Source organism: Naumannella cuiyingiana (genome assembly GCF_013408305.1).
Lineage (GTDB): Bacteria > Actinomycetota > Actinomycetes > Propionibacteriales > Propionibacteriaceae > Naumannella > Naumannella cuiyingiana.
Window position 1 is genome coordinate 2,411,051 of sequence record NZ_JACBZS010000001.1, and the last position, 19,664, is coordinate 2,430,714.

Below are 19,664 nucleotides of genomic sequence, written 5' to 3' on the forward strand. Positions count from 1 at the left end.
ATGCTGAATGATTCTCCAAGCCGATCGACCCTCTTAGTGTGATTGTGATTCGTTATGGGTCGTGCAAGGCTGGCCGCATGACGCCGACGCCGCCCGGAGATGTTGATCATGAAGGTCTCGACCAGGGCGCGTTCAACCCGGTCTGGTTGCGCAGCTTCCTGGCGGTGGCGAGCTCGCGCAGCTTCACCCGGGCGGCGAACCGGCTCGGGCTGAGCCAGCCGGCGGTCTCCCAGCAGGTACGCCGCCTCGAGGATGCGGCCGGCCGGCAGCTTCTGGTGCGCGACACCCGCTCGGTGCGACTGACCGACAACGGCGAGGCGATGGCCGGGTTCGCGCGGACGATCCTCGCGGCGCAGGACGAGGCGGTTCGCTACTTCTCCGGGTCGGCGATGCGCGGGCGACTGCGGTTCGGCGCGGCCGACGAGCTCGCGCTGGGGGAACTGCCGAGCGTGCTGCGCGAGTTCCGGCAGAGTCATCCGCAACTGTCGCTGGAGCTGACCGTCACCCAGAGCGGCACGCTGCGCCGCCGGCTGGACTCCGGCCAGCTCGACCTGATCTTCGTCAACCGGGCCGACGGCGCGGACGCCGCCGACGGTCGGGTCGTCGGACGCGACCGGCTGGTCTGGGTCGCCCCGCCGGGCACCGTCGTGGACGGCGGGCAGCCGCTGCCGATCGTCACCTACGCGGCGCCGAGCTGGTCGCGGTCCGCGGCGCTGGCGGCGCTGGACAATGCGGGCCGGGCGTGGCGGATCACCTGCAACACCCGCGAGGTGAACGGCATCCTGGCCGCTACTCGTGCCGGGCTCGGGCTGTGTGTGCTGGCCGCCAGCCGGATCCCACCCGACCTCAGGATCGTCGATGCCGATCTGCCGACGCTGCCCGATGTCGAGATGGTCCTGCTCACCGGGCGCCGGGCGGCGCCCGGCCCGGCGGATGCGCTGGCCCGGGCCATCGCCAACCTCGCGCCTTCTCGGCTGCGCAAGCGTGGCGGCGACGGGTAGGCTTGACCGGTCCGGGGCGCTGATCGGCGCCCTGGCCGCATGTCTTGGCAGGAGAGGCATGCCCGAGACGAGAAGGGGATGAGTCGTGGCGGTTGGCAAGGTGCGCTTCTTCGACGCGGAGAAGGGCTTTGGCTTCCTCACCAAGGACGAGGGTGGGGATGTCTATGTCCGCTCCTCGGCGCTGCCCGCGGGCGTGGACAGCCTGAAGCCCGGCCAGAAGGTCGAGTTCGGCGTGATCGACGGCCGCAAGGGCGAGCAGGCGCTGTCGGTACGCCTGCTCGAGGCCCCGCCGTCGCTGTCCAAGGCCACCCGCAAGTCGCCGGAGCAGATGGCGGTGATCGTCGAGGACCTGGTGAAGATGCTGGACGGCATCGGCGGCGGCTATCGCCGCGGCCGGCACCCGGACGGGCGTACCGCCGGGAAGGTCGCGAGCGTGCTGCGCGCCGTCGCGGACGAGCTGGAGCTGTGAGTGTGACCACCGCGGTCGAGCGTTACCGCCGCCCGAAGCTGGATGCCCAGGGCGCGGCCGCCGTCGACGAGGCCCGCGCCGCGGCCGAGGACGCCGCCGGGGTGTTCGGCGTCGGCGAGCATCTCGGCGTGGACGCCGAGGCCGAGCGGGTCGTCACCCACTGGTTCGCCTGCCCGCATCCCGGCTACCCCGGCTGGCGCTGGGCCGTCACCCTCAGCCGGGCCTCGCGGGCGCGGGCCGTGACCGTCAACGAGGTGGTGCTGCTGCCCGCACCGCGGGCCGTCGAGGCGCCGCAGTGGGTGCCGTGGGAGGAGCGGATCCGCCCGGGCGATGTCGGCCCGGGGATGCTGCTGGCCACCCCCGACAACGACCCCCGGCTCGAACCGGGTTATGTGGCGGGCTCGCTCGATCTGGACCCGGAGGAGGCGAGCGGCGCGCGTGCCGTCGTCGCCGAGCTGGGGCTGGGCCGGGAGCGGGTGCTGTCGCTGCAAGGTCGGGATCTGGCGGCCGAGCGCTGGCTGCACGGCGATCCGGGCCCGAACAACGAGCTCAGCCGGCAGGCGCCGGAACCGTGCGGGACCTGCGGCTATCTGGTACGCCTGCAGGGCCGGCTCGGGCTGTTGTTCGGCGCCTGCACGAATGAGTTCTCGCCCTCGGACTCCCGGGTGGTCAGCATCGATCATGGCTGCGGGGCGCATTCGCTGGTCACCGAGCCCGAGCGCGGTGTGGAGCTGCCGAGCCCGGTCTGGGACACGATCAATGTCGACGAGGGCCTCTTCGACTGACCCGGGTCAGCGGCGGCGCCTGCGCCAGGTCGCGTAACCGAACCCGATCACGCCGAGCGCGGCGCCCGCGACGCAGACGCCGATCCACCACTCGCTGTCCCGCGCGGCCAGCTCGGCCCGGAAGACCAGGCAAGCGACGAGCGCGGCGAGCCAGGCCAGCGTACCGACCACCGCCGCGCCGATCCCGTCGACGTCGAGCGGCCGGACCGGGGCCGGGTTGCGTGCCATGCGGTGAGGATATTGCCCGGCCCGGCGCACGTGACAGTTGCGTTTCGCGCGCCAGGGTCGCGCGCCCGCACGTGCCCGCATGCGCTTGAATCATCGCCATGGCGTCCTCCACCCCCACCCAGTCCGGGCTCGATCGCTGGTTCGAGTTGAGCAAGCGCGGTTCGACGATGGCCCGCGAGGTACGCGGCGGTCTGGTCACGTTCTTCACGATGGCCTACATCGTCGCCCTCAATCCGCTGATCATCGGCACGGCGCCGGATATCAACGACAACCTGATCAGCGGGCTGCCGAACACCCCGGAGAACGTGGCGCCGACCATCGGCATGGTCGCCGCCGCGACGGCGCTGATCGCCGCGATCTGCACGATCGCGATGGGCGCGATCGCCCGCTACCCGGTCGCGCTGGCGACGGGCCTCGGCCTGAACGCGCTGCTCGCCTACGTGATCGCCCCGCAGATGACCTGGCCGCAGGCGATGGGCCTGGTCCTGATCGAGGGCGTGCTGATCGGTGTCCTCGCCCTGACCGGCTTCCGCACCGCCGTGTTCCGGGCGGTGCCGCGCTCGCTGCGGGCCGGCATCGCCGTCGGCATCGGTCTGTTCCTGACGCTGGTCGGCCTGGTCGAGTCCGGGATCGTGACCAAGATCCCGGGCGACGGCACGGTGCCGGTGCAGCTCGGCCTGAACGGCTCGCTGACCGGCTGGCCGATGGCCGTCTTCGTGCTGGGGCTGGTCCTGGTGAGCGTGCTGTACGCCCGGAAGGTGCCGGGCGCCATGCTGATCGCGATCATCCTGGCCACGATCGCCGCGGTGATCATCCAGGCGGTGGCCCCGGCGGGATCGAAACCCGACGACCCGACGGGCTGGTCGCTGAACGTGCCGTCGATCGAGCAGCTCGTGGCCGCTCCGGACCTCTCGCTGCTCGGTCGCGTCGACCCGGTCGGCGCGTTCACCTCCGGCAGCCTCCCGGTCCTCGCCGTCGCCTTGTTGATCTTCACCCTGATGCTGGCCGACTTCTTCGACACCATGGGCACGATCGTCGCGGTCGGCGCGGAGGGCGACCTGTTGGACGCCGAGGGCAACCCGCCCCATCTGCGCTCGATCCTGCTGGTGGACTCCGGCGCCGCGGCCCTGGGCGGCCTCGGCTCGGTCTCGTCCAATACCTCCTACATCGAGTCGGCGACCGGCGTCGCGGAGGGCGCGCGTACCGGCATCGCCTCGATCGTCACCGGCCTGGCGTTCGCGGTGGCGATCGTCCTGTCCCCGGTGATCAACGTCGTCCCGTCCGAGGCAGCGACCCCGGTCCTGGTCTTCGTGGGCTTTCTGATGCTGCAGCAGGTGACCGAGATCGACTGGTCCAAGGTGGAGGACGGGCTGCCGGCGTTCCTCACCCTCGCCCTGATGCCGTTCACCTACTCGATCACCACCGGGATCGGCGCCGGGTTCATCTTCTGGGTGCTGCTGCGGGTGGTGCTGGGCCGGGCCCGCGAGGTGCATCCGATCATGTGGGTCGTCGCGGCCGCCTTCGTCGTCTACTTCCTGCAGGGGCCGATCGGTGCGCTGATCGGTTGATCGATGTCTGTGGCGATCGCCCGGGTCAGCGCATCGGTCGCGAGATCGGTGGCCTCGCGCACGGTTGCCGGGCTGTCGCGCAGATAGAGGTACCCGCCGAGCAGCGTGGTCCAGAACAGCGTCGATATCCATGCTGGTGGCAGCGCCGGGTTGATCGACCGATCCGCCTGGCCGCGCGCGACGACGGAACCATAGCCCTGATCGTCGGTCTCGGCCCAGGTATCGGGGTCGATCAGCGCGTTGTCGGCGAAGATCAGTCCGAGCACGTCGCCCAGGGGAAGCAGCTCGCCGAGGATACGGCCATAGGCGGCCAGGCCGGTGTCCTCCTGGGGGCGGGCACGCCGGGCCGCGGCGGCGAAGCGGGCGCGGCACTCGGCGTCCACGGCCGCCAGCAGGGTGGCGCGGTCGGTGAAATGCCGGTGCAGAGTCGTCCGTCCGACCCCGGCTCGCGCGGCGATCTCGCCGAGACCGGCGGCGCCGTTGCGCGACCAAATCTCGATGGCGGCATCAACGAGGGCACCCCGGGTGCGTCGCACGGTGGGGGTGTCGAACTGGGGCATGACTCCCAGCGTACCCGGGTGGAACTGAGGTTTGCCATAATGGAACTTACATGTTCCAATATGGCTATGACTGGTGATGCCGCGACCTTCGAGCTCGACCATCGCGCCCGGACCCTGATCCCGCTGGCCCTGGCCGGCATCGGGGCCGCTCTCGGCTGGGCTTTTCCGGCCATCGCCTCACGGCTGCACGAGTTGCCGTGGTTCCCCATGGCCGGACCGGTGTCGCTGCTGGAACGGGTCGCCTCGGCTGGTGGGCTGGTGGCGATGATCGCGATCGGTGCGATAGCGGGGGTGCTCGGCGGCCTGCTGGTGGTGTCCCATGCGCCCCGGCTGTCGATCAGCGAGCGGGAGATCATCGTGCGGGCCGGTGACGCGCGCCACCGCTTCGCGAGATCCCAGGTGGTCGAGGTCGCGATCGAGGACGAGCGGCTGGTCCTGCGCGACGATGCCGATGTCGAGCTGTTTCGCTCCGAGTTCCACGGGGCGCCTGCCGAGATCCTCGGCGCCGCGGAATCCCGGGGCTGGAAAGTAAAAGCTTAGCCGTTGTAATTAGCCACGCTAAGTATTACTCTCGGGGGAGTGAGTTCGAATCCTGCCCCGCCCCGGCCCAGCGTGCGTACCACCCCGGAGCTCGCCTCCGCGCTGCGGCTGACGGTGATGAGGCTGTCCCGGCGACTGCGCCAGGTGCATGCCAAGGGACACGATCTGTCGGCCAACCAGTTGTCGACGATGAGCGTCCTGATGCGCGACGGTGAGCTCGGCATGCGCGAGCTCGCCGAGCTCGAGAAGGTCCAGCCGCCGTCGATGACGCGTACCGTCGCCTCGCTCGTCGCGGCCGGGATGGTGGAGCGCCGGGCGAGTGCGAGCGACCGCCGCCAGCAGCGGGTACGCCTGAGCGCGGCCGGCCGCGAGATCATTCTGGCCGAGCGCCGCCGCCGCGATGCCTGGCTCGCCCAGCGCGTGGCCAAGCTCACCGCCGGCGAGCGGGAGATCCTGCGCGCCGCCCAGCCGGTCCTGCAGAGGCTGGCCGAGTGAGGCGACCGTGAATCTCGCCGACTCGCGCACCTTCAGCGCGCTGCAGAACCCGAACTTCCGCAGGTACCTCGGGGGATCCTTCCTGTCCAACATCGGGACCTGGATGCAGCGGGTCGCCCAGGACTGGCTGGTGCTGGAGCTGTCCGGCGGATCCGCGCTCGCGGTCGGCGTCACGACCGCGCTGCAGTTGCTGCCGACCTTGATCATCTCGCCCTACGGCGGGCTGATCGCCGACCGGTTCGACAAGCGCAAGGTGCTCTTCTTCAGCCAGGGCTGGATGGCGCTGTGCGCGGCGGTGCTCGGCGTGCTCGCGATCACCGGGACGGCGAGCACCTGGACGGTCTACGTGCTCGCGCTGCTGTTCGGCGTCGGGTCGGCGGTCGACGTGCCGGCCCGGCAGTCCTTCGTCTCCGAGGTCGTCGGCCGGGAGAACCTGACCAATGCGATCGGGCTGAACTCGGCGACGTTCCACCTCGGCCGGATCATCGGGCCCGCGATCGCCGGGCTGGTGATCGCCTCGTTCGGCTCGGGCTGGGCGATCGCGGCGAATGCGGTGACCTATCTGGCGTTCCTGTTCGCGGTCGGCACGCTCGACACGACGCAACTACGGCCGGCCGAGGTCGTGCAGCGCGCCAAGGGCCAGATCCTGGAGGGCATTCGCTACGTACGCAGCCGCGCCGATCTGCTGCTCGTGCTGATGGTGGCGTTCTTCGTCGGCACCTTCGGGATGAACTTCCAGATGACCATCGCGCTGATGGCCTCGCTGGAGTTCAACCGGACCGCCGAGCAGTACGGAATCCTCAGCTCCTTCATGGCCGTCGGCTCGCTGGTCGGCGCGCTGATCGCGGCCCGGCGTACCCGCGCCCCCAGGACGCGTGCGGTGGTGGCGACCGCGCTCGTCTTCGGCGCGGTCGAGATCGTGCTCGGGCTGTTGCCGACCTATGAGTGGTTCGCGGTGGGCCTGCCGCTGGCGGGTCTGGCGTCGCTGCTCACGCTGACCGCGGCCAATGCGGCGGTACAGATGGGCACCGCGGCCGGGATGCGCGGGCGGGTGATGGCGCTCTACACGATGGTGCTGATGGGCGGTACGCCGATCGGCGCCCCGCTGCTCGGCGCGCTGGCGCAACAGCTCGGCCCGCGCGCCACGCTGCTCGGCGGCGGCGCGCTGACGATCATCGGGGTGCTGGTCAGCATCTGGGTTGTCGTGCGGTTCAAGCATCTCGATGTCGAGGCGCACCTGCGCCCGCGCCCGGGGTTCGTGGTCGCCGACCGGTCGAGCGCCTGACGAGTCGGTGCCCGCCCGCCGCGGATGCGGAGATCTGCGGCAAACGCGACCGGTCCGTGCCGAGCTCCCCGGCCGAGTGGAACGGACGCGGGCGCCGACGCCGGCTCGCCCCGCTACATTGCCGCCATGTTCTCCAAGGTGCTGGTGGCCAACCGGGGCGAGATCGCGGTCCGCGCGTTGCGCGCGGCCTATGAGCTGGGCGCCCGCACGGTGGCGGTGTTCCCCTACGAGGATCGCAACGCGGTGCACCGGATCAAGGCCGATGAGGCGTACCTGATCGGCGAGGAGGGGCACCCGGTCCGGGCGTACCTCGATGTCGACGAGATCATCCGCGTCGCCCGCGAGTCCGGCGCCGATGCGGTCTATCCGGGGTATGGCTTCTTGTCGGAGAATCCCGAGCTGGCGCGCGCCTGCGCCGAGGCCGGGCTGACCTTCATCGGGCCGCCGGCGCCGGTCCTGGAGCTGGCCGGCAACAAGGTCCGCGCCCTCGCCAAGGCGCGCGAGGCGGGCATCCCGACGCTGCGCTCCACCGATCCGTCCACCGACGTCGACGCGCTCGTCGCCGGCGCGGAGGAGATCGGCTTTCCCGTCTTCGTGAAGGCGGTCGCCGGCGGCGGCGGTCGCGGCATGCGCCGGGTCGACGAGCCCGAGCAACTGCGCGAGTCGATCGAGGCGGCGATGCGGGAGGCCGAGGCCGCGTTCGGCGACGGCACCGTCTTCGTCGAGCAGGCGGTCGCCCGGCCCCGGCACATCGAGGTGCAGATCCTCGCCGACTCCCAGGGCAGCGTGATGCATCTGTTCGAGCGGGACTGCTCCATCCAGCGTCGGCACCAGAAGGTGGTCGAGATCGCGCCGGCGCCGCACATCTCCGACGAGTTGCGCGCGTCGCTGTGCGCGGATGCGGTGAAGTTCGCCCGCGCCCTGGACTACTCCTGTGCCGGCACCGTCGAGTTCCTGGTCGAGACCGAGGGCGAGCGGGCCGGCGAGCACGTGTTCATCGAGATGAACCCCCGCATCCAGGTCGAGCACACGGTCACCGAGGAGATCACCGATGTCGATCTCGTCCAGGCGCAGATGCGGATCGCGTCGGGGGAGAGCCTTGCCGACCTCGGGCTGTCGCAGGAGACGGTACGCATCAACGGCGCGGCCCTGCAGTGCCGGATCACCACCGAGGACCCGGCCAACGGCTTCCGCCCCGATGTCGGCACGATCACGGCGTACCGTTCGGCCGGCGGCGCCGGCATCCGGCTCGACGGCGGCACCGCGGCGACCGGCGCGCAGATCGGTGCCCATTTCGACTCGATGCTGGTCAAGCTGACCGCCCGCGCCAGGACCTTCACCGCGGCGGTCGCCCGCGCCAAGCGGGCCCTGGCGGAGTTCCGGATCCGGGGCGTGTCCACCAACATCCCGTTCCTGCAGGCGGTGTTGTCCGATCCCGACTTCGTGGCCGGCGACCTCTCGACGGCCTTCATCGACGAGCGGCCGGAACTGCTCACCGCCCGGACGCCCGCCGACCGCGGCACCAAGCTGCTGCGGTGGCTGGCCGATGTCACCGTCAACGAGCCGAACGGTCCGGCGCCGACCCAGCTCGATCCGGCCCGCAAGCTGCCGCAGGCCGATCTCGACGCCGAGCCGCCGGCCGGCTCGCGGCAGCGCCTGCTCGACATGGGACCGGACCGGTTCGCCGCCGAGCTGCGCCGGGTCGAGGCGGTCCAGGTCACCGACACCACGATGCGCGATGCGCACCAGTCGCTGCTGGCCACGCGGGTACGCACGCGCGACCTGCTCACGGTCGCGCCGTACGAGGCGCGGATGCTGCCGGGCCTGTTCTCCGTCGAGTGCTGGGGCGGCGCGACCTACGACGTCGCGCTGCGCTTTCTCGCCGAGGATCCGTGGGAGCGGCTCGCGGCGCTGCGCGAGGCGATGCCGAACCTGTGCCTGCAGATGCTGCTGCGCGGCCGCAACACCGTCGGCTACACCCCGTATCCGACCGAGGTCACGCACGCGTTCGTGGCCGAGGCGGCCGAGACCGGCATCGACATCTTCCGGATCTTCGACGCGCTGAACGACATCGAGCAGATGCGCCCGGCGATCGAGGCCGTGCGGGCGACCGACTCGACCATCGCCGAGGTGGCCCTGTGCTACAGCGGAGACCTGTCCGATCCGGCCGAGGACATCTACACCCTCGACTACTACCTGCGGCTGGCCGACCAGATCGTCGACGCCGGCGCCCACGTGCTGGCGATCAAGGACATGGCGGGCCTGCTCCGCGCGCCGGCGGCGCGCACGCTGGTCACGGCGCTGCGCGAGCGCTTCGACCTGCCGGTGCACCTGCACACCCACGACACCGCGGGCGGCCAGCTCGCCACGCTGCTGGCGGCGATCGACGCCGGCGTCGATGCCGTGGATGTGGCGAGCGCGCCGATGGCCGCAACCACCTCCCAGCCGCCCGCCTCGGCGCTGGTGGCCGCGCTCGACCACACGCCGCGGCACACCACCCTGACCGGGCCCGACGGCGAGAATGATCTTCGCGCGGTGATGGACCTCGAGCCCTACTGGGAGGCGGTACGCAAGGTCTATCGGCCGTTCGAGTCCGGGCTGCCCAGCCCGACGGGACGCGTCTATGATCATGAAATCCCCGGCGGACAGCTTTCCAACCTTCGCCAGCAGGCGATCGCGCTCGGGCTGGCCGACCGGTTCGAGGCGATCGAGGACACCTATGCCGCCGCGGACAAGATCCTCGGCCGCCCGACCAAGGTCACGCCGAGCTCCAAGGTGGTCGGTGATCTTGCCCTGCACCTGGTCGCGGTCGGCGCCGACCCGGCGGAGTTCGCCGAGAACCCGAGCCGGTTCGACATCCCCGACTCGGTGATCGGTTTCCTCTCCGGGGAGCTCGGCCAGCCGGTGAACGGATTCCCCGAACCCTTTGCCAGTAAGGCGCTGCAGGGACGCAAGGTGCCGGTACGCACCGAGCACGTCCCGGCCGAGGATGCGCAGCGGCTGGCCGAACCCGGACCGGTCCGCCGGCAGACCCTGAACCGGCTGCTGTTCCCCGGACCGACCAAGGAGTTCGAGAACAACCGCGACACCTACGGCGATCTGTCCACGCTGCCGACGCTGGACTATCTCTACGGCCTGCGGGCGGGCGAGGAACACGTGATCGGCCTGGACCGGGGCGTGTCGGTGATCGTCGCCCTCGAGGCGATCGGGGAGCCCGACGAGCGCGGTGTGCGTACCGTGATGTGCCTGATGAACGGCCAGCTTCGCCCGATGCGGGTCCGGGACCGCTCGATCGATGTCGACCTGCCGAGCGCGGAGCGTGCCGATCCCGGCCAGCCCGGTCACGTGGCCGCGCCGTTCGCCGGCGTGGTCAGCGTGGCCGTGGAACCGGGCGACACGGTGGAGGCAGGCCAGGCCGTCGCGACGATCGAGGCGATGAAGATGGAGGCGGCGATCACCACGCCGATCGCCGGCAAGGTCGATCGGATCGCGCTGAACGGCGTCCAGTCGGTCGAGGGCGGCGACCTGGTGCTGGTGATCAAGGGCGACTGAGCGCGACTAGGGTTGCCGGGTGAATCCGCGGACCCGCCGCGCCGTCGTGACCGGCGTTCTGGTCGCCCTGCTGCTGCTCGTCGTCATCGGCGCATTTGTGCAGGGCGCGGCCACGGGGCGGTGAGTCCACCGATCGCGTACGCTGGCCCGCGCCGTGCCCGCCGACGAGGCGCGGCCACCAGTCGAGGAGCAGGCGCGATCGCAGGGATCGCCGGGAAGAAATGGACGCAATGCAGGTCAGGCCGCGATCGGGGGCAATGGTCGCGACGCTCGTCGCTGCCCTGATCGGGCTCGGGTGTCTGGTCGGCCTGCCGTCCGCGCACGCGGAGGACACGGTCGCCTTCACCGTGAACAGCTCCGACCTGGCGCCGCCGGCCGCCGCCACCCTGGACACCGACGCCCGGCGCTACTGGATGGCGCGAGCCTCCGGGCCGGGCCAGATCGTCGCCGTCAACGACTCCGGGGAGGCCCAGGGGTCGGCGCAGTTCGGCGCGCAGACCGAACAGGTACGCGCGCTCGCCTACGACGCCGGCCGGGTGTTCGTCGGCGACATCGGCGACGAGAGCCGCCAGCGCGAGTTCGTCACCGTCTATTTCCTGAACGAGCCCAGTCCCGAGGGCGGCAGCGGCAACTACCGGTCCTATGACTTCTCCTATCCCGAGGGCCCCCAGGACGCGCGGGCGATGTTCGTCCGAGACGGCCGGGTCTTCATCGTCACCTGGGGCGACAAACCCGGCATCTACTCGACCGCGGGCGAGCCCACCCGGCAGGGGGTGAACCGGCTGGAACGCCTCGGCGACGCCCCGGCCAATGTCACCGATGCCGTCACCCTGTCCGACGGGCGGGTGGCGCTGCGCACCTACACCTCGGTGATCGTGCTGAACGGCGAGGGTGCCCGGGTGGCGAGCGGACCGACACCGTGGCAGAGCGCCGGCGAGATGATCACCCGCGACACCGACGGCGAGTCGATCCTGCTAGGCAATGCCGGCGAGCGCGCCGACTTCCTCCGGGCCGCGCTGCCGGAGGGGCTGACCGAGGTGCCGGAGGCGCCGGCGACGCCCCCGCCGTCGCCGGAGCCGCCCGCATCGCCCGAGCAGAGCGGCGAGCAGCAGCCCGCGCCCGGCCCCGGCGAGGGCGGGGAGGGTCGCGACACCGGCCCGGTCGGCGAGGATCGCACCGGGACGCTGATCGCGCTGGTGTTGGCGGGGCTGGTCGCCGTCGCCGCGGCCGTGATCGTGCTGCGCAGCCGGCCGCCGGTGGTACGCGACGGCCGGGAGCGGCCCCGGGTGACCCTGACCGAATCGGCCGACGAACCGGGGTCGCGGCCCGAGGCGGCCGCGCCGGTCGCGGCGAAGGACGCGCCCGCGGCGAAGGCTCCCGAGAAGAAGACACCCGCCAAGGCCGCGGCGAAGGCCCCCGCGGAGGCGAAGGCTCCCGAGAAGAAGGCGCCAGCCAAGGCCTCGAAGAAGCGCGCGCCCGCCGACGAGAGTGAGCCAGCACCGGTCCGACGGTCCCGACGCCGCGATCCGCTGAGCCGTGAGCCGGCCCGCGCGGCCCGTGACGACGAGCCGGGCGGGCTGCCAGTGCCGCCCGAACCCGAGCCGGAGCCCGACCCGGAGCCGCCGAAACGGTTCCCCTACGTCTGAGCGATCCGCTCCAGCACCCAGTCCAGGCAGGCGCAGAGGGCGGTCACGTCGTCCGGGTCGACGGCGGCATAGGTGCCGATCCGCAGTTGGTTGCGGCCGAGCTTGCGATAGGGCTCGACGTCGACGATGCCGTTCGCGCGCAGCGTCGCCGCGAGCGCCTTCGCGTCGACCGACCCCGCGAAGTCGATCGTCGCGACGACGGGGGAGCGGTGCGCCGGGTCCGCCACGAACGGGCTCGCCAGCGGGTGCCGTTCCGCCCAGGCGTACACCCGCCCCGAGCTGTCCCGGGTCCGCTCGACCGCGAAGTCGAGGCCCCCGCGCTCCTGGAGCCAGTCGAGCTGGGCGGCCAGCATCAGCAGGGTCGCGACCGCCGGGGTGTTGGTGGTCTGGTTCTTCCGCGACTGTTCGATCGCGTCGACCAGGTCCAGCGAGGCGGGGATCCACCGACCGCTTGCGCGCAGCTGGTACGCCCGTTCGATGGCGGCCGGCGAGAGGAAGCTCAGCCACAGCCCACCGTCGGAGCCGAGATTCTTCTGCGGGGCGAAGTACCAGGCGTCGGTGGCGGCAAGATCGACATCCATCGCACCGGCCGCGGAGGTGGCGTCCACCAGCACCAGCGCACCGTCGTCGGCGATCCGCCGGACCGGCGCGGCGGCCCCCGTCGAGGTCTCGTTCTGGGGCCAGGCGTAGGCGTCCGCGCCCGGCGCGGGGTCGGGCAGCGCGACCTCGCCCGGCTCGACCACGCGTACCTGCGGCGCTTGAAGGTGCGGCGCCGACTCGGCGGCGCGGGCGAACTTCGCGGAGAACTCCCCGAACACCGCGTGCGAGCTGCGCCGCTCGATCAGGCCGCACACCGCGATGTCCCAGAACTGCGAACTGCCGCCGTTGCCGAGCGCCAGCTCGTAGCCGTCCGGGGCGCGGTGCAATGCGGCCAGGCCCTCGCGGACGCGCCCGACCAGCGCCCGGACGGGCGCCTGCCGGTGCGAGGTGCCGAGCTCGGGTGCGCGGGCGACCGACGCCGCGGCCTCCGCGCGTACCTTCGACGGACCGGAACCGAAGCGCCCGTCGGCCGGCAGCAGGTCGGCCGGGATACGCAGGCGGTCGGGACTCGACTCGGTGGGTGCCATGCCGCGATCCTCGCAGGTTCCGTGGAATGGTTGGTCCCATGACCACCAGCGAGAAGCCGGACCTGGCCGGTGAGCGGAGCGACTACATCGGCGGCCGGCTGATCGAGGCCGACGCCCCGGACGAGCCGTGGTCGCTGTTCGACGCCTGGCTGGCCGAAGCCTTCGCGGCCCGCGATGACGGCTATCTGAGCGAGCCGACGGCGATGTCGTTGGCGACCGCGGCGATCGATGCCGACGGGCACGCCCGGCCGAGCGTGCGGACGGTGCTGCTCAAGGGCAGCGGCGACGGCGCGATCAGTTGGTTCACCAACTACGAGTCGCGCAAGGGTGTCGAACTGGCCGCGAACCCGTATGCGGCGGTGTCGCTGCTCTGGGCGCCGTTGCACCGGCAGGTACGCATGACGGGCAAGGTGGAGCGGGTCGATCCCGAGGAGTCCCGGGAGTACTTCGCCTCGCGCCCGCGCGGCGCCCAGATCGCCGCGCGATCCTCGGCGCAGTCCAGGGTGGTCGCTGCCGACGCTCTCGCCGAACGGGTTGCCGCGGAGACCGAGCGCTGGGAGGGCCGCGACGTGGCGTGGCCGGAACACTGGGGCGGTTACCGGATGGCGCCCGAGGCGGTCGAGTTCTGGCAGGGCCGCCCGGACCGGCTGCACGATCGGCTGATCTATCGCCGCGTCGGCGGCGCCTGGTCGCGGGCCCGGCTGGCGCCCTAAGTCCTCCGATGTTTCCCCGGCACCGCTAGGCTGACGCCCGCCCACCCCACGCCCCCCGGAGGTGCCCATGTCCACTGCTGCCGAGCCGTCCTACTTCGTCGAGTCCGAGATCGCGAGCCAGCCCGAGACCTGGCAGCGGGCGATCGAGCTGGCGCCCGAGCTGGCGGATCGGCTGCCGCGCCCCGGTGAGCGGGTCGCGTTCGTCGGCTGTGGCACCTCGTGGTTCATCGCGCAGGCCGCAGCCGCGCTGCGCGAGGCCGCCGGGCAGGGCGAATCCGATGCGTTCGCGGCGAGCGAGTTCCCGCGGGATCGGCGCTACGACCGGGTCGTCGCGTTGACCCGGTCCGGTACCACCACCGAGGTGATCGACCTGCTGCGCGAGCTGTCCGGCCGCACGCCGACGGTGGTCCTGCTGGGCGATGTCGAGCAGCCCGCCGCGGCCGCCGCCGATGAGGTCATCGATCTGTCGTTCGCCGACGAACGTTCGGTCGTGCAGACCCGGTTCGCCACCACGGCCCTCGTCCTGCTCCGGGCCTGGCTCGACGCCGAGGGCTCGGCGGCCCTGCCCGAGGCGGCCCGAACCGCGCTGTCCGAACCGATCCCCGACGAGCTGCCGGCCACCGAGCAGATCACGTTCCTCGGCACGGGTTGGACCTATGGGCTGGCCAACGAGGCGGCGCTGAAGTTCCGCGAGACGTCGTCGAGCTGGGCCGAGTCCTATCCGGCGATGGACTACCGGCACGGCCCGATCTCGATCGCCGAGCCGGGCCGGGTGGTCTGGATGTTCGGTACGCCGCCCGCGGGGCTGGCCGAGGACGTGGCCGCCACTGGCGCCACCTTCCGGGCCGGCGAACGTGACCCGCTCGCCGACCTGGTGGTCGCGCAGCGGGTGGCGGTGGCGCGGGCCCGCCACCTGGGTCTGGACCCCGACCGGCCGCGCAGCCTGACCCGCTCGATCATCCTCGACGAACCGGCGGCGGGCTGAGGCGGGGCACGGCGATGGCCGAGCGAACGCTGCGGGTGCGCCGCCTGGTGGCCGGCGCCGAGGTGATCGAGCACGCCGAGCTGGTTCTGGACGGGGAGTGGATCGTCGAGATCCGGCCCGATCGGCGCGGCCCGGGCCAACACGACGGCTGGCTGGTGCCGGGGTTCGTCGACACCCATTGCCACGGTGCCGCCGGGGCGGACTTCTCCGATGCCGACGGGGTCGCGACGATCCTGGAGCATCATCGCGATCACGGCACGACGGCGATGATCGGCAGCCTGGTCTCGGCGCCGGTCGCCGACCTCGCGACGCGGCTGCGGAGCCTGCCCCGCGACGTGCCGGGGCTGATCGGATGGCACCTGGAGGGTCCGTTCCTGTCGGTCGCCAGGTGCGGGGCGCACGACCCCGAGGTGCTGACCGACCCGGATCCGGCGTCGGTGCGGACGCTGATCGAGGCCGGCGGCGGAGCGCTGCGGATGATCACGCTCGCGCCCGAGCTGAGCGGTGCGATGGGTGCGATCGACGCCTTCACGGCCGCCGGGGTGCAGGTCGCCTTCGGGCATTCGGATGCGGATGCGACGACCACCCGGGAGGCGGTACGCCGGGGCGCCGTCGTCGCCACGCACCTGTTCAACGCGATGCGGCCGATCCACCATCGCGATCCGGGGCCGGTGCCGGTGCTGCTGACCGAGAGCGACGTCACGGCGGAGCTGATCGCCGACGGACACCACCTCGACGACGACGTGATCAAGCTCGCGGTCGACGCTGCCGGCCCGGAGCGGATCGCGCTGATCACCGACGCGATGGCCGCGACCGGGCTGGCCGACGGGGCGTACCCGCTCGGTTCGATGACCGCCGAGGTGGCCGGCGGGCTGGCGCGGATCCGCAATGCCGACGGCAGCCTCGGGTCGATCGCCGGGTCGACGCTGACGATGGATGCGGCGTTCGAGCGGCTGGTCGGCCTCGGTTACCCGATTCCGGATGTGGCGGTGATGGCCGCGACCACGCCCGCGCGTACCCATCGGATCGACAACGCGGGGGTGCTGGCGCCGGGTCAGCCGGCCGATGCGGTGCTGGTGGACGACGAGGGCCGGCGCCAGGGCGTGTTGTGGCGGGGGCGGTGGCGGGAATCCCCGGCTGCGTGACGGTGTTGATGCCCTAGGATCGCGGGCAGCGGCCCGCGACCGGTCGGGATGGGCGGGATGCCCCCGGCCGGAGCCTGAAGGAGACGTACGTGAGCGACCTGATCAACCCGACGGAGATGTATCTCCGTACCATCTACGAGCTCGAGGAGGAGGGCATCGTTCCGATCCGTGCGCGGATCGCCGAGCGGCTGCAGATGTCCAATCCGACGGTCTCGGAGCGGGTGGCGGGCATGGAGCGCGAGGGCCTGCTCACCGTCGAGGGCGACCGGCATCTCGAGCTCACCGAGACCGGTCGGGCGCAGGCGATCAAGGTGATGCGCAAGCACCGGCTCGCCGAGCGGTTGCTGTCGGACGTGATCGGGCTCGAGTGGGAGTTCGTGCACGACGAGGCCTGCCGCTGGGAGCACGTGATCTCCGACGAGGTGGAGCGGCGGCTGGTGACGATCCTCGACAGCCCGGTGGAATCGCCCTACGGGAACCCGATCCCGGGGCTGCGCGAGCTGGTCGACGACATCACCGAGGTCGGCTTCCGCGACGGCACCGTGCCGCTGGCCGCGGCGGTCAAGGACGGCCCGGTCCAGGTGCGGCTGGCGCGGATCAGCGAGGAGTTGCAGAAGGAGAACGAACTGCTCGCCAACCTGCGCGGCGGCGGCGTGGTGCCGGGCGTCGACCTGAAGGCGGAGGCCGGCGGGCTGGGCGTACGCCTGATCCCCGAGGCCGGCGGGCCGGGCGCCGAGGTCGATGTGGAGACCGCGCAGCACCTGTTCGTCACGCGCGGCTGAGTTGCGGCGTACCGGGTGAGGCGACCCCGGAGGGCGGCATCGGTGCCTCCGGCGGACCCGCGGAATAGCCGCCGCGACCCGGGTGTTGCAATGGGGTACGCCGAATCCGCGGGCCCGCCCGGGCCGAGAGGAGCACAAAGCAGATGGCAACCGTCGATCTGGACACCCAGTCCTTCACCGAGACCGTGCAGAACAGCGATCGGGTGATCGTTGACTTCTGGGCGGACTGGTGTGGCCCGTGCAAGCGTTTCGCGCCGATCTACACCAAGGCCTCCGACGGAGGCGACTACGACGACATCGTCTTCGGCAAGGTGGACACCGAGGCCAACCAGCAGCTCGCCGCACAGCTCGGCATCCAGGCGATCCCGACGCTGATGGCCTTCCACAAGGGCAACCTCGTGTTCAACCAGGCCGGCGCGCTGAACGCTCAGCAGCTTGATCAGGTGCTGGACGCGCTCGCCAAGTACGACGGCGAGGCGCAGCCGGCGGAGGACGAGCAGAAGTCCAACTGACGCCGGACTGGGATCCGCGATAGCGCGGTCCTCGCCCGAAACGGCCATGTGCGCAGCGGTTAGGCTGCGCGCATGGCCGTCTTCGCGTTGATCTACCGCTACACCGACGAGACCGATCGCCGGATGGAGGTACGCCCGCGCCACCGCGAGTACCTTGCCGGGCTGGCCGAACAGGGCACGGTCCTGGTCGCCGGCGCCTTTGCCGATGAGTCGGCCCCCGGTGGGTTGATCATCGTTCGGGCCGGCTCGGATGCCGAGGTCGAGAACCTCGTGCAGGGCGACCCCTATCAGGAGGCGGGCGTGATCGCGGGCTACGCGATCCGTGAGTGGGCCCCGCCGATCGGCCCGCTCGCCGGAGAGTTCGCGGGCGGGTGAGCGCACCCGCGCTGCTCGGTCGCGACGGGCGGCGCTACCCGCTGGCCGAGGACGCGCCCCGCTGGCGCGGCGAGGACGGCTCGCCGCTGATGATGAGCGAGCTGCCCGGGATCGGGCCGGCCGACATCGACCCGAGTTTGCCGGGGCAGTGGCGCTATGCCGCGACGCTCCCGGTGCCGCTCGCGCCGCTCGCCCTGGGGGAGGGGCGCACGCCGCTGTTGCCCGGGCAGCTCGGCGGAGCCGAGTTGTTGATCAAGCCCGAGTATCAGAACCCGACGGGCAGCTTCAAGGATCGCGGGGCGGCGGTGATGGTGGCCTGGCTGGCCGCTCGGGGCGTACCCGCCTTGTTGGAGGACTCCAGCGGTAACGGTGGGGCGGCGATTGCGGCGTATGCGGCCGCGGCGGGGATGGAGGCGACCATCCTGGCGCCCGAGGCGACCTCGCCGGCCAAGACGGTGCAGGCGCGGGTGCACGGTGCGCGGGTGGAGTTGGTTCCGGGGGATCGGCAGGCGACCGCAGACGAGGCGGTACGCCGGTCGGCCGGGATCTGTTATGCCTCGCACAATTGGCAACCGTTCTTCCTTCAGGGAACCAAGTTGCTGGCCTACGAGATCTGGGAGGACCTCGGCTTCCGCGCGCCCGATGCGGTGCTCGTGCCGCTCGGCGCCGGGAGTCTGGTGCTGGGCTGCGCGATCGGCTTCGGGGAGTTGGTGCGGGCCGGGGCGATCGACCGGCTGCCGCGCATCCTGGCGAGCCAGCCGGCGAACTGTTCTCCGCTGGCACGCGCCTTCGCGGCGGGGGCCGATGAGGCGGGTCCGGGGGAGTGGGCGCAGACGATCGCCGAGGGCACGGCGATCGCGCATCCGGTGCGCGATCGGGAGGTGCTGGCCGCGGTGCGCGAATCGGGCGGCCGGATCGTCGCGGTTGCGGAGGAGGAGATCGTGGCCGGGGTACGCGAGCTCTCGGCGCGTGGCTGGTACGTCGAGCCGACCTCGGCGAGCGTGGCAGCCGCGGTCCCGCAGTACCTGGCTGCCGGCGATCTGCGGGCCGGGGATGAGGCGGTGGCCGTGCTCAGTGGCAGCGGGCTGAAGGCGGCCCCGGTGTTGGAGCGGTTGCTCTAGGTCAGCGGCTGCTTGGCTTCGCGTCCGAACACCTACTCCAGCCAGGTGGTCTCGAACCGGTCGCCGCTGTGGATGTGGATGGCCTCGTAGCCGCCGGGCAGGGTGGTGAACCTGTGCGCCGTCTCGGCCGGCACGACGAGGATCTGACCGGCGTGCGCGTCCAGGGTCTCGTTGCCGATCGTGAACCTGGCGCTGCCGCGCCGGATGACGAAGGTCTCGGCATAGGGATGGAGGTGCAGGCGCGGCCCGACCCCGGCCTCGCTGGTTGATTCGAAGATCAGCGAGATGCCTGGGGCGCCGGGCAACTCGGTGTAGTTCTCGGCCCAGTCATCGCCGTCGTCGCGCGCGTCCGCGCGGTTCAGTACGTATCCGTCCATCCATGCCTCCTTGTCTCGGTCGGCTCGTTGTGATTTCGCCGCAGTGCCTGTTCGCGGCATTGCCCGTTCGCCAATGGTTGGCAGGAATCCCGCGGATCGGCCACGGTGACGTGCGTCACATGGTTGGCTGTCGCCATGACTATCACACGAACAGTTGCCGCGACCGCTGCCGCGGTCGCACTCGGCGTCGGCGGTGCGATCCTCACGGCACCGTCGGCCGAGGCCACCGTGCTCGGTCCGTACTCCTACGAGGAGTGCCGGGAGCGCCGGGCGGCGTACCTGCGCAATCCCTACATCCTCGACGCAAACTGCTACCTCGAACCGCCGCGGGCCGGGTACTTCCTCTATCTGACCTGGCGATAATCGCGGTCGGTCGGCGCCTGGCCTGGTGATAGCCG

The 19,664-nt window shown here is 71.6% G+C and carries 21 protein-coding genes; 17 read left to right on the plus strand and 4 right to left on the minus strand.

Annotation, left to right across the window (positions count from 1 at the left end; all coding sequences use genetic code 11):
* Positions 1 to 77 precede the first annotated feature (77 nt).
* The 3 genes from GGQ54_RS11180 to GGQ54_RS11190 all read left to right on the plus strand — a co-directional run bounded on the left by GGQ54_RS11180 (position 78) and on the right by GGQ54_RS11190 (position 2,255).
* The gene (locus GGQ54_RS11180; protein ID WP_179445459.1) at positions 78 to 1,001 is read left to right on the plus strand and encodes a LysR family transcriptional regulator; all 924 of its coding nucleotides are present in this window, start codon (positions 78 to 80) and stop codon (positions 999 to 1,001) included.
* An 85-nt stretch (positions 1,002 to 1,086) separates the two neighbouring features.
* Positions 1,087 to 1,470, plus strand: a complete 384-nt coding sequence (locus tag GGQ54_RS11185) for a cold shock domain-containing protein (protein ID WP_179445460.1) — start codon at positions 1,087 to 1,089, stop codon at positions 1,468 to 1,470.
* On the plus strand, positions 1,467 to 2,255 hold the full coding sequence (locus GGQ54_RS11190; RefSeq protein WP_179445461.1) for a DUF3027 domain-containing protein: 789 nt from the start codon (positions 1,467 to 1,469) through the stop codon (positions 2,253 to 2,255). Before GGQ54_RS11185 ends, GGQ54_RS11190 begins: the two co-directional genes overlap by 4 nt.
* Positions 2,256 to 2,261: 6 nt before the next feature.
* Here the strand turns inward: GGQ54_RS11190 and GGQ54_RS11195 are convergent, their stop codons facing one another.
* Entirely contained in the window at positions 2,262 to 2,483 is a 222-nt protein-coding gene (locus GGQ54_RS11195) for a DUF2530 domain-containing protein (RefSeq protein ID WP_179445462.1), read from the minus strand.
* Positions 2,484 to 2,581: 98 nt separating this feature from the next.
* Here GGQ54_RS11195 and GGQ54_RS11200 point away from each other — a divergent pair, with 98 nt between their 5' ends.
* Positions 2,582 to 4,051, plus strand: a complete 1,470-nt coding sequence (locus GGQ54_RS11200) for an NCS2 family permease (RefSeq protein ID WP_179445463.1) — start codon at positions 2,582 to 2,584, stop codon at positions 4,049 to 4,051.
* On the opposite strand, the gene GGQ54_RS11205 is transcribed toward GGQ54_RS11200, so the two are convergent.
* Positions 4,012 to 4,713 carry a TetR/AcrR family transcriptional regulator gene (locus GGQ54_RS11205; protein WP_179445464.1) on the minus strand — a complete coding sequence of 234 codons (702 nt, stop codon included), beginning with the start codon at positions 4,711 to 4,713 and terminating at the stop codon, positions 4,012 to 4,014. The two genes, GGQ54_RS11200 and GGQ54_RS11205, sit on opposite strands and share 40 nt — an antisense overlap.
* Here GGQ54_RS11205 and GGQ54_RS11210 point away from each other — a divergent pair.
* The 5 genes from GGQ54_RS11210 to GGQ54_RS11230 all read left to right on the plus strand — a co-directional run bounded on the left by GGQ54_RS11210 (position 4,678) and on the right by GGQ54_RS11230 (position 12,129).
* A complete protein-coding gene (locus GGQ54_RS11210) occupies positions 4,678 to 5,151 on the plus strand; it encodes a YqeB family protein (RefSeq protein ID WP_179445465.1) in 474 nt (157 codons plus the stop codon). The genes GGQ54_RS11205 and GGQ54_RS11210 overlap by 36 nt on opposite strands.
* A 39-nt stretch (positions 5,152 to 5,190) precedes the next feature.
* Positions 5,191 to 5,646, plus strand: a complete 456-nt coding sequence (locus GGQ54_RS11215) for a MarR family winged helix-turn-helix transcriptional regulator (RefSeq protein ID WP_343045940.1) — start codon at positions 5,191 to 5,193, stop codon at positions 5,644 to 5,646.
* A gap of 7 nt (positions 5,647 to 5,653) precedes the next feature.
* Positions 5,654 to 6,931, plus strand: a complete 1,278-nt coding sequence (locus GGQ54_RS11220) for an MFS transporter (RefSeq protein ID WP_343045941.1) — start codon at positions 5,654 to 5,656, stop codon at positions 6,929 to 6,931.
* Between the two features lie 126 nt (positions 6,932 to 7,057).
* Positions 7,058 to 10,483 (plus strand): pyruvate carboxylase, encoded by a 3,426-nt coding sequence (locus GGQ54_RS11225; protein WP_179445467.1) that lies wholly within the window; start codon positions 7,058 to 7,060, stop codon positions 10,481 to 10,483.
* 230 nt (positions 10,484 to 10,713) lie between these two features.
* Positions 10,714 to 12,129 carry a hypothetical protein gene (locus GGQ54_RS11230; protein ID WP_179445468.1) on the plus strand — a complete coding sequence of 472 codons (1,416 nt, stop codon included), beginning with the start codon at positions 10,714 to 10,716 and terminating at the stop codon, positions 12,127 to 12,129.
* Here GGQ54_RS11230 and serC read toward each other — a convergent pair.
* The gene (gene serC, locus GGQ54_RS11235; protein ID WP_179445469.1) at positions 12,120 to 13,256 is read right to left on the minus strand and encodes a phosphoserine transaminase; all 1,137 of its coding nucleotides are present in this window, start codon (positions 13,254 to 13,256) and stop codon (positions 12,120 to 12,122) included. The genes GGQ54_RS11230 and serC overlap by 10 nt on opposite strands.
* Positions 13,257 to 13,294: 38 nt before the next feature.
* On the opposite strand from serC, the gene pdxH reads away from it, so the two are divergent.
* From pdxH to GGQ54_RS11270, 7 genes are all read left to right on the plus strand, one after another.
* Positions 13,295 to 13,969, plus strand: coding sequence for a pyridoxamine 5'-phosphate oxidase (pdxH, locus tag GGQ54_RS11240; protein WP_179445470.1), 675 nt, complete (start codon positions 13,295 to 13,297; stop codon positions 13,967 to 13,969).
* A gap of 67 nt (positions 13,970 to 14,036) precedes the next feature.
* Complete coding sequence (locus GGQ54_RS11245) at positions 14,037 to 14,954, plus strand: SIS domain-containing protein (RefSeq protein WP_179445471.1); 918 nt, start codon at positions 14,037 to 14,039, stop codon at positions 14,952 to 14,954.
* Positions 14,955 to 14,968: 14 nt separating this feature from the next.
* On the plus strand, positions 14,969 to 16,099 hold the full coding sequence (locus GGQ54_RS11250) for an N-acetylglucosamine-6-phosphate deacetylase (protein ID WP_179445472.1): 1,131 nt from the start codon (positions 14,969 to 14,971) through the stop codon (positions 16,097 to 16,099).
* An 89-nt stretch (positions 16,100 to 16,188) separates the two neighbouring features.
* Positions 16,189 to 16,881, plus strand: a complete 693-nt coding sequence (locus GGQ54_RS11255) for an iron-dependent transcriptional repressor DtxR (protein ID WP_179445473.1) — start codon at positions 16,189 to 16,191, stop codon at positions 16,879 to 16,881.
* Between the two features lie 143 nt (positions 16,882 to 17,024).
* Positions 17,025 to 17,393, plus strand: coding sequence for a thioredoxin (trxA, locus tag GGQ54_RS11260; RefSeq protein WP_179445474.1), 369 nt, complete (start codon positions 17,025 to 17,027; stop codon positions 17,391 to 17,393).
* Between the two features lie 72 nt (positions 17,394 to 17,465).
* Complete coding sequence (locus tag GGQ54_RS11265; RefSeq protein WP_179445475.1) at positions 17,466 to 17,768, plus strand: YciI family protein; 303 nt, start codon at positions 17,466 to 17,468, stop codon at positions 17,766 to 17,768.
* The gene (locus GGQ54_RS11270; RefSeq protein ID WP_218843826.1) at positions 17,765 to 18,889 is read left to right on the plus strand and encodes a pyridoxal-phosphate dependent enzyme; all 1,125 of its coding nucleotides are present in this window, start codon (positions 17,765 to 17,767) and stop codon (positions 18,887 to 18,889) included. Before GGQ54_RS11265 ends, GGQ54_RS11270 begins: the two co-directional genes overlap by 4 nt.
* A gap of 32 nt (positions 18,890 to 18,921) precedes the next feature.
* On the opposite strand, the gene GGQ54_RS11275 is transcribed toward GGQ54_RS11270, so the two are convergent.
* Entirely contained in the window at positions 18,922 to 19,266 is a 345-nt protein-coding gene (locus tag GGQ54_RS11275; protein WP_179445476.1) for a cupin domain-containing protein, read from the minus strand.
* Positions 19,267 to 19,401: 135 nt separating this feature from the next.
* Here GGQ54_RS11275 and GGQ54_RS11280 point away from each other — a divergent pair, with 135 nt between their 5' ends.
* The gene (locus GGQ54_RS11280) at positions 19,402 to 19,629 is read left to right on the plus strand and encodes a hypothetical protein (RefSeq protein WP_179445477.1); all 228 of its coding nucleotides are present in this window, start codon (positions 19,402 to 19,404) and stop codon (positions 19,627 to 19,629) included.
* Positions 19,630 to 19,664: the final 35 nt, after the last annotated feature.

What these genes read in the sequence shown, in the direction of transcription:
- GGQ54_RS11180 (WP_179445459.1), top strand. Translation starts at nt 78, where the DNA reads ATGACGCCGACGCCGCCCGGAGATGTTGATCATGAAGGTCTCGACCAG.
- GGQ54_RS11195 (WP_179445462.1), bottom strand. Translation starts at nt 2,483, where the DNA reads ATGGCACGCAACCCGGCCCCGGTCCGGCCGCTCGACGTCGACGGGATC.
- GGQ54_RS11200 (WP_179445463.1), top strand. Translation starts at nt 2,582, where the DNA reads ATGGCGTCCTCCACCCCCACCCAGTCCGGGCTCGATCGCTGGTTCGAG.
- GGQ54_RS11210 (WP_179445465.1), top strand. Translation starts at nt 4,678, where the DNA reads ATGACTGGTGATGCCGCGACCTTCGAGCTCGACCATCGCGCCCGGACC.
- GGQ54_RS11205 (WP_179445464.1), bottom strand. Translation starts at nt 4,713, where the DNA reads ATGGTCGAGCTCGAAGGTCGCGGCATCACCAGTCATAGCCATATTGGA.
- GGQ54_RS11225 (WP_179445467.1), top strand. Translation starts at nt 7,058, where the DNA reads ATGTTCTCCAAGGTGCTGGTGGCCAACCGGGGCGAGATCGCGGTCCGC.
- GGQ54_RS11230 (WP_179445468.1), top strand. Translation starts at nt 10,714, where the DNA reads ATGCAGGTCAGGCCGCGATCGGGGGCAATGGTCGCGACGCTCGTCGCT.
- serC (WP_179445469.1), bottom strand. Translation starts at nt 13,256, where the DNA reads ATGGCACCCACCGAGTCGAGTCCCGACCGCCTGCGTATCCCGGCCGAC.
- pdxH (WP_179445470.1), top strand. Translation starts at nt 13,295, where the DNA reads ATGACCACCAGCGAGAAGCCGGACCTGGCCGGTGAGCGGAGCGACTAC.
- GGQ54_RS11245 (WP_179445471.1), top strand. Translation starts at nt 14,037, where the DNA reads ATGTCCACTGCTGCCGAGCCGTCCTACTTCGTCGAGTCCGAGATCGCG.
- GGQ54_RS11250 (WP_179445472.1), top strand. Translation starts at nt 14,969, where the DNA reads ATGGCCGAGCGAACGCTGCGGGTGCGCCGCCTGGTGGCCGGCGCCGAG.
- trxA (WP_179445474.1), top strand. Translation starts at nt 17,025, where the DNA reads ATGGCAACCGTCGATCTGGACACCCAGTCCTTCACCGAGACCGTGCAG.
- GGQ54_RS11265 (WP_179445475.1), top strand. Translation starts at nt 17,466, where the DNA reads ATGGCCGTCTTCGCGTTGATCTACCGCTACACCGACGAGACCGATCGC.
- GGQ54_RS11275 (WP_179445476.1), bottom strand. Translation starts at nt 19,266, where the DNA reads ATGGACGGATACGTACTGAACCGCGCGGACGCGCGCGACGACGGCGAT.
- GGQ54_RS11280 (WP_179445477.1), top strand. Translation starts at nt 19,402, where the DNA reads ATGACTATCACACGAACAGTTGCCGCGACCGCTGCCGCGGTCGCACTC.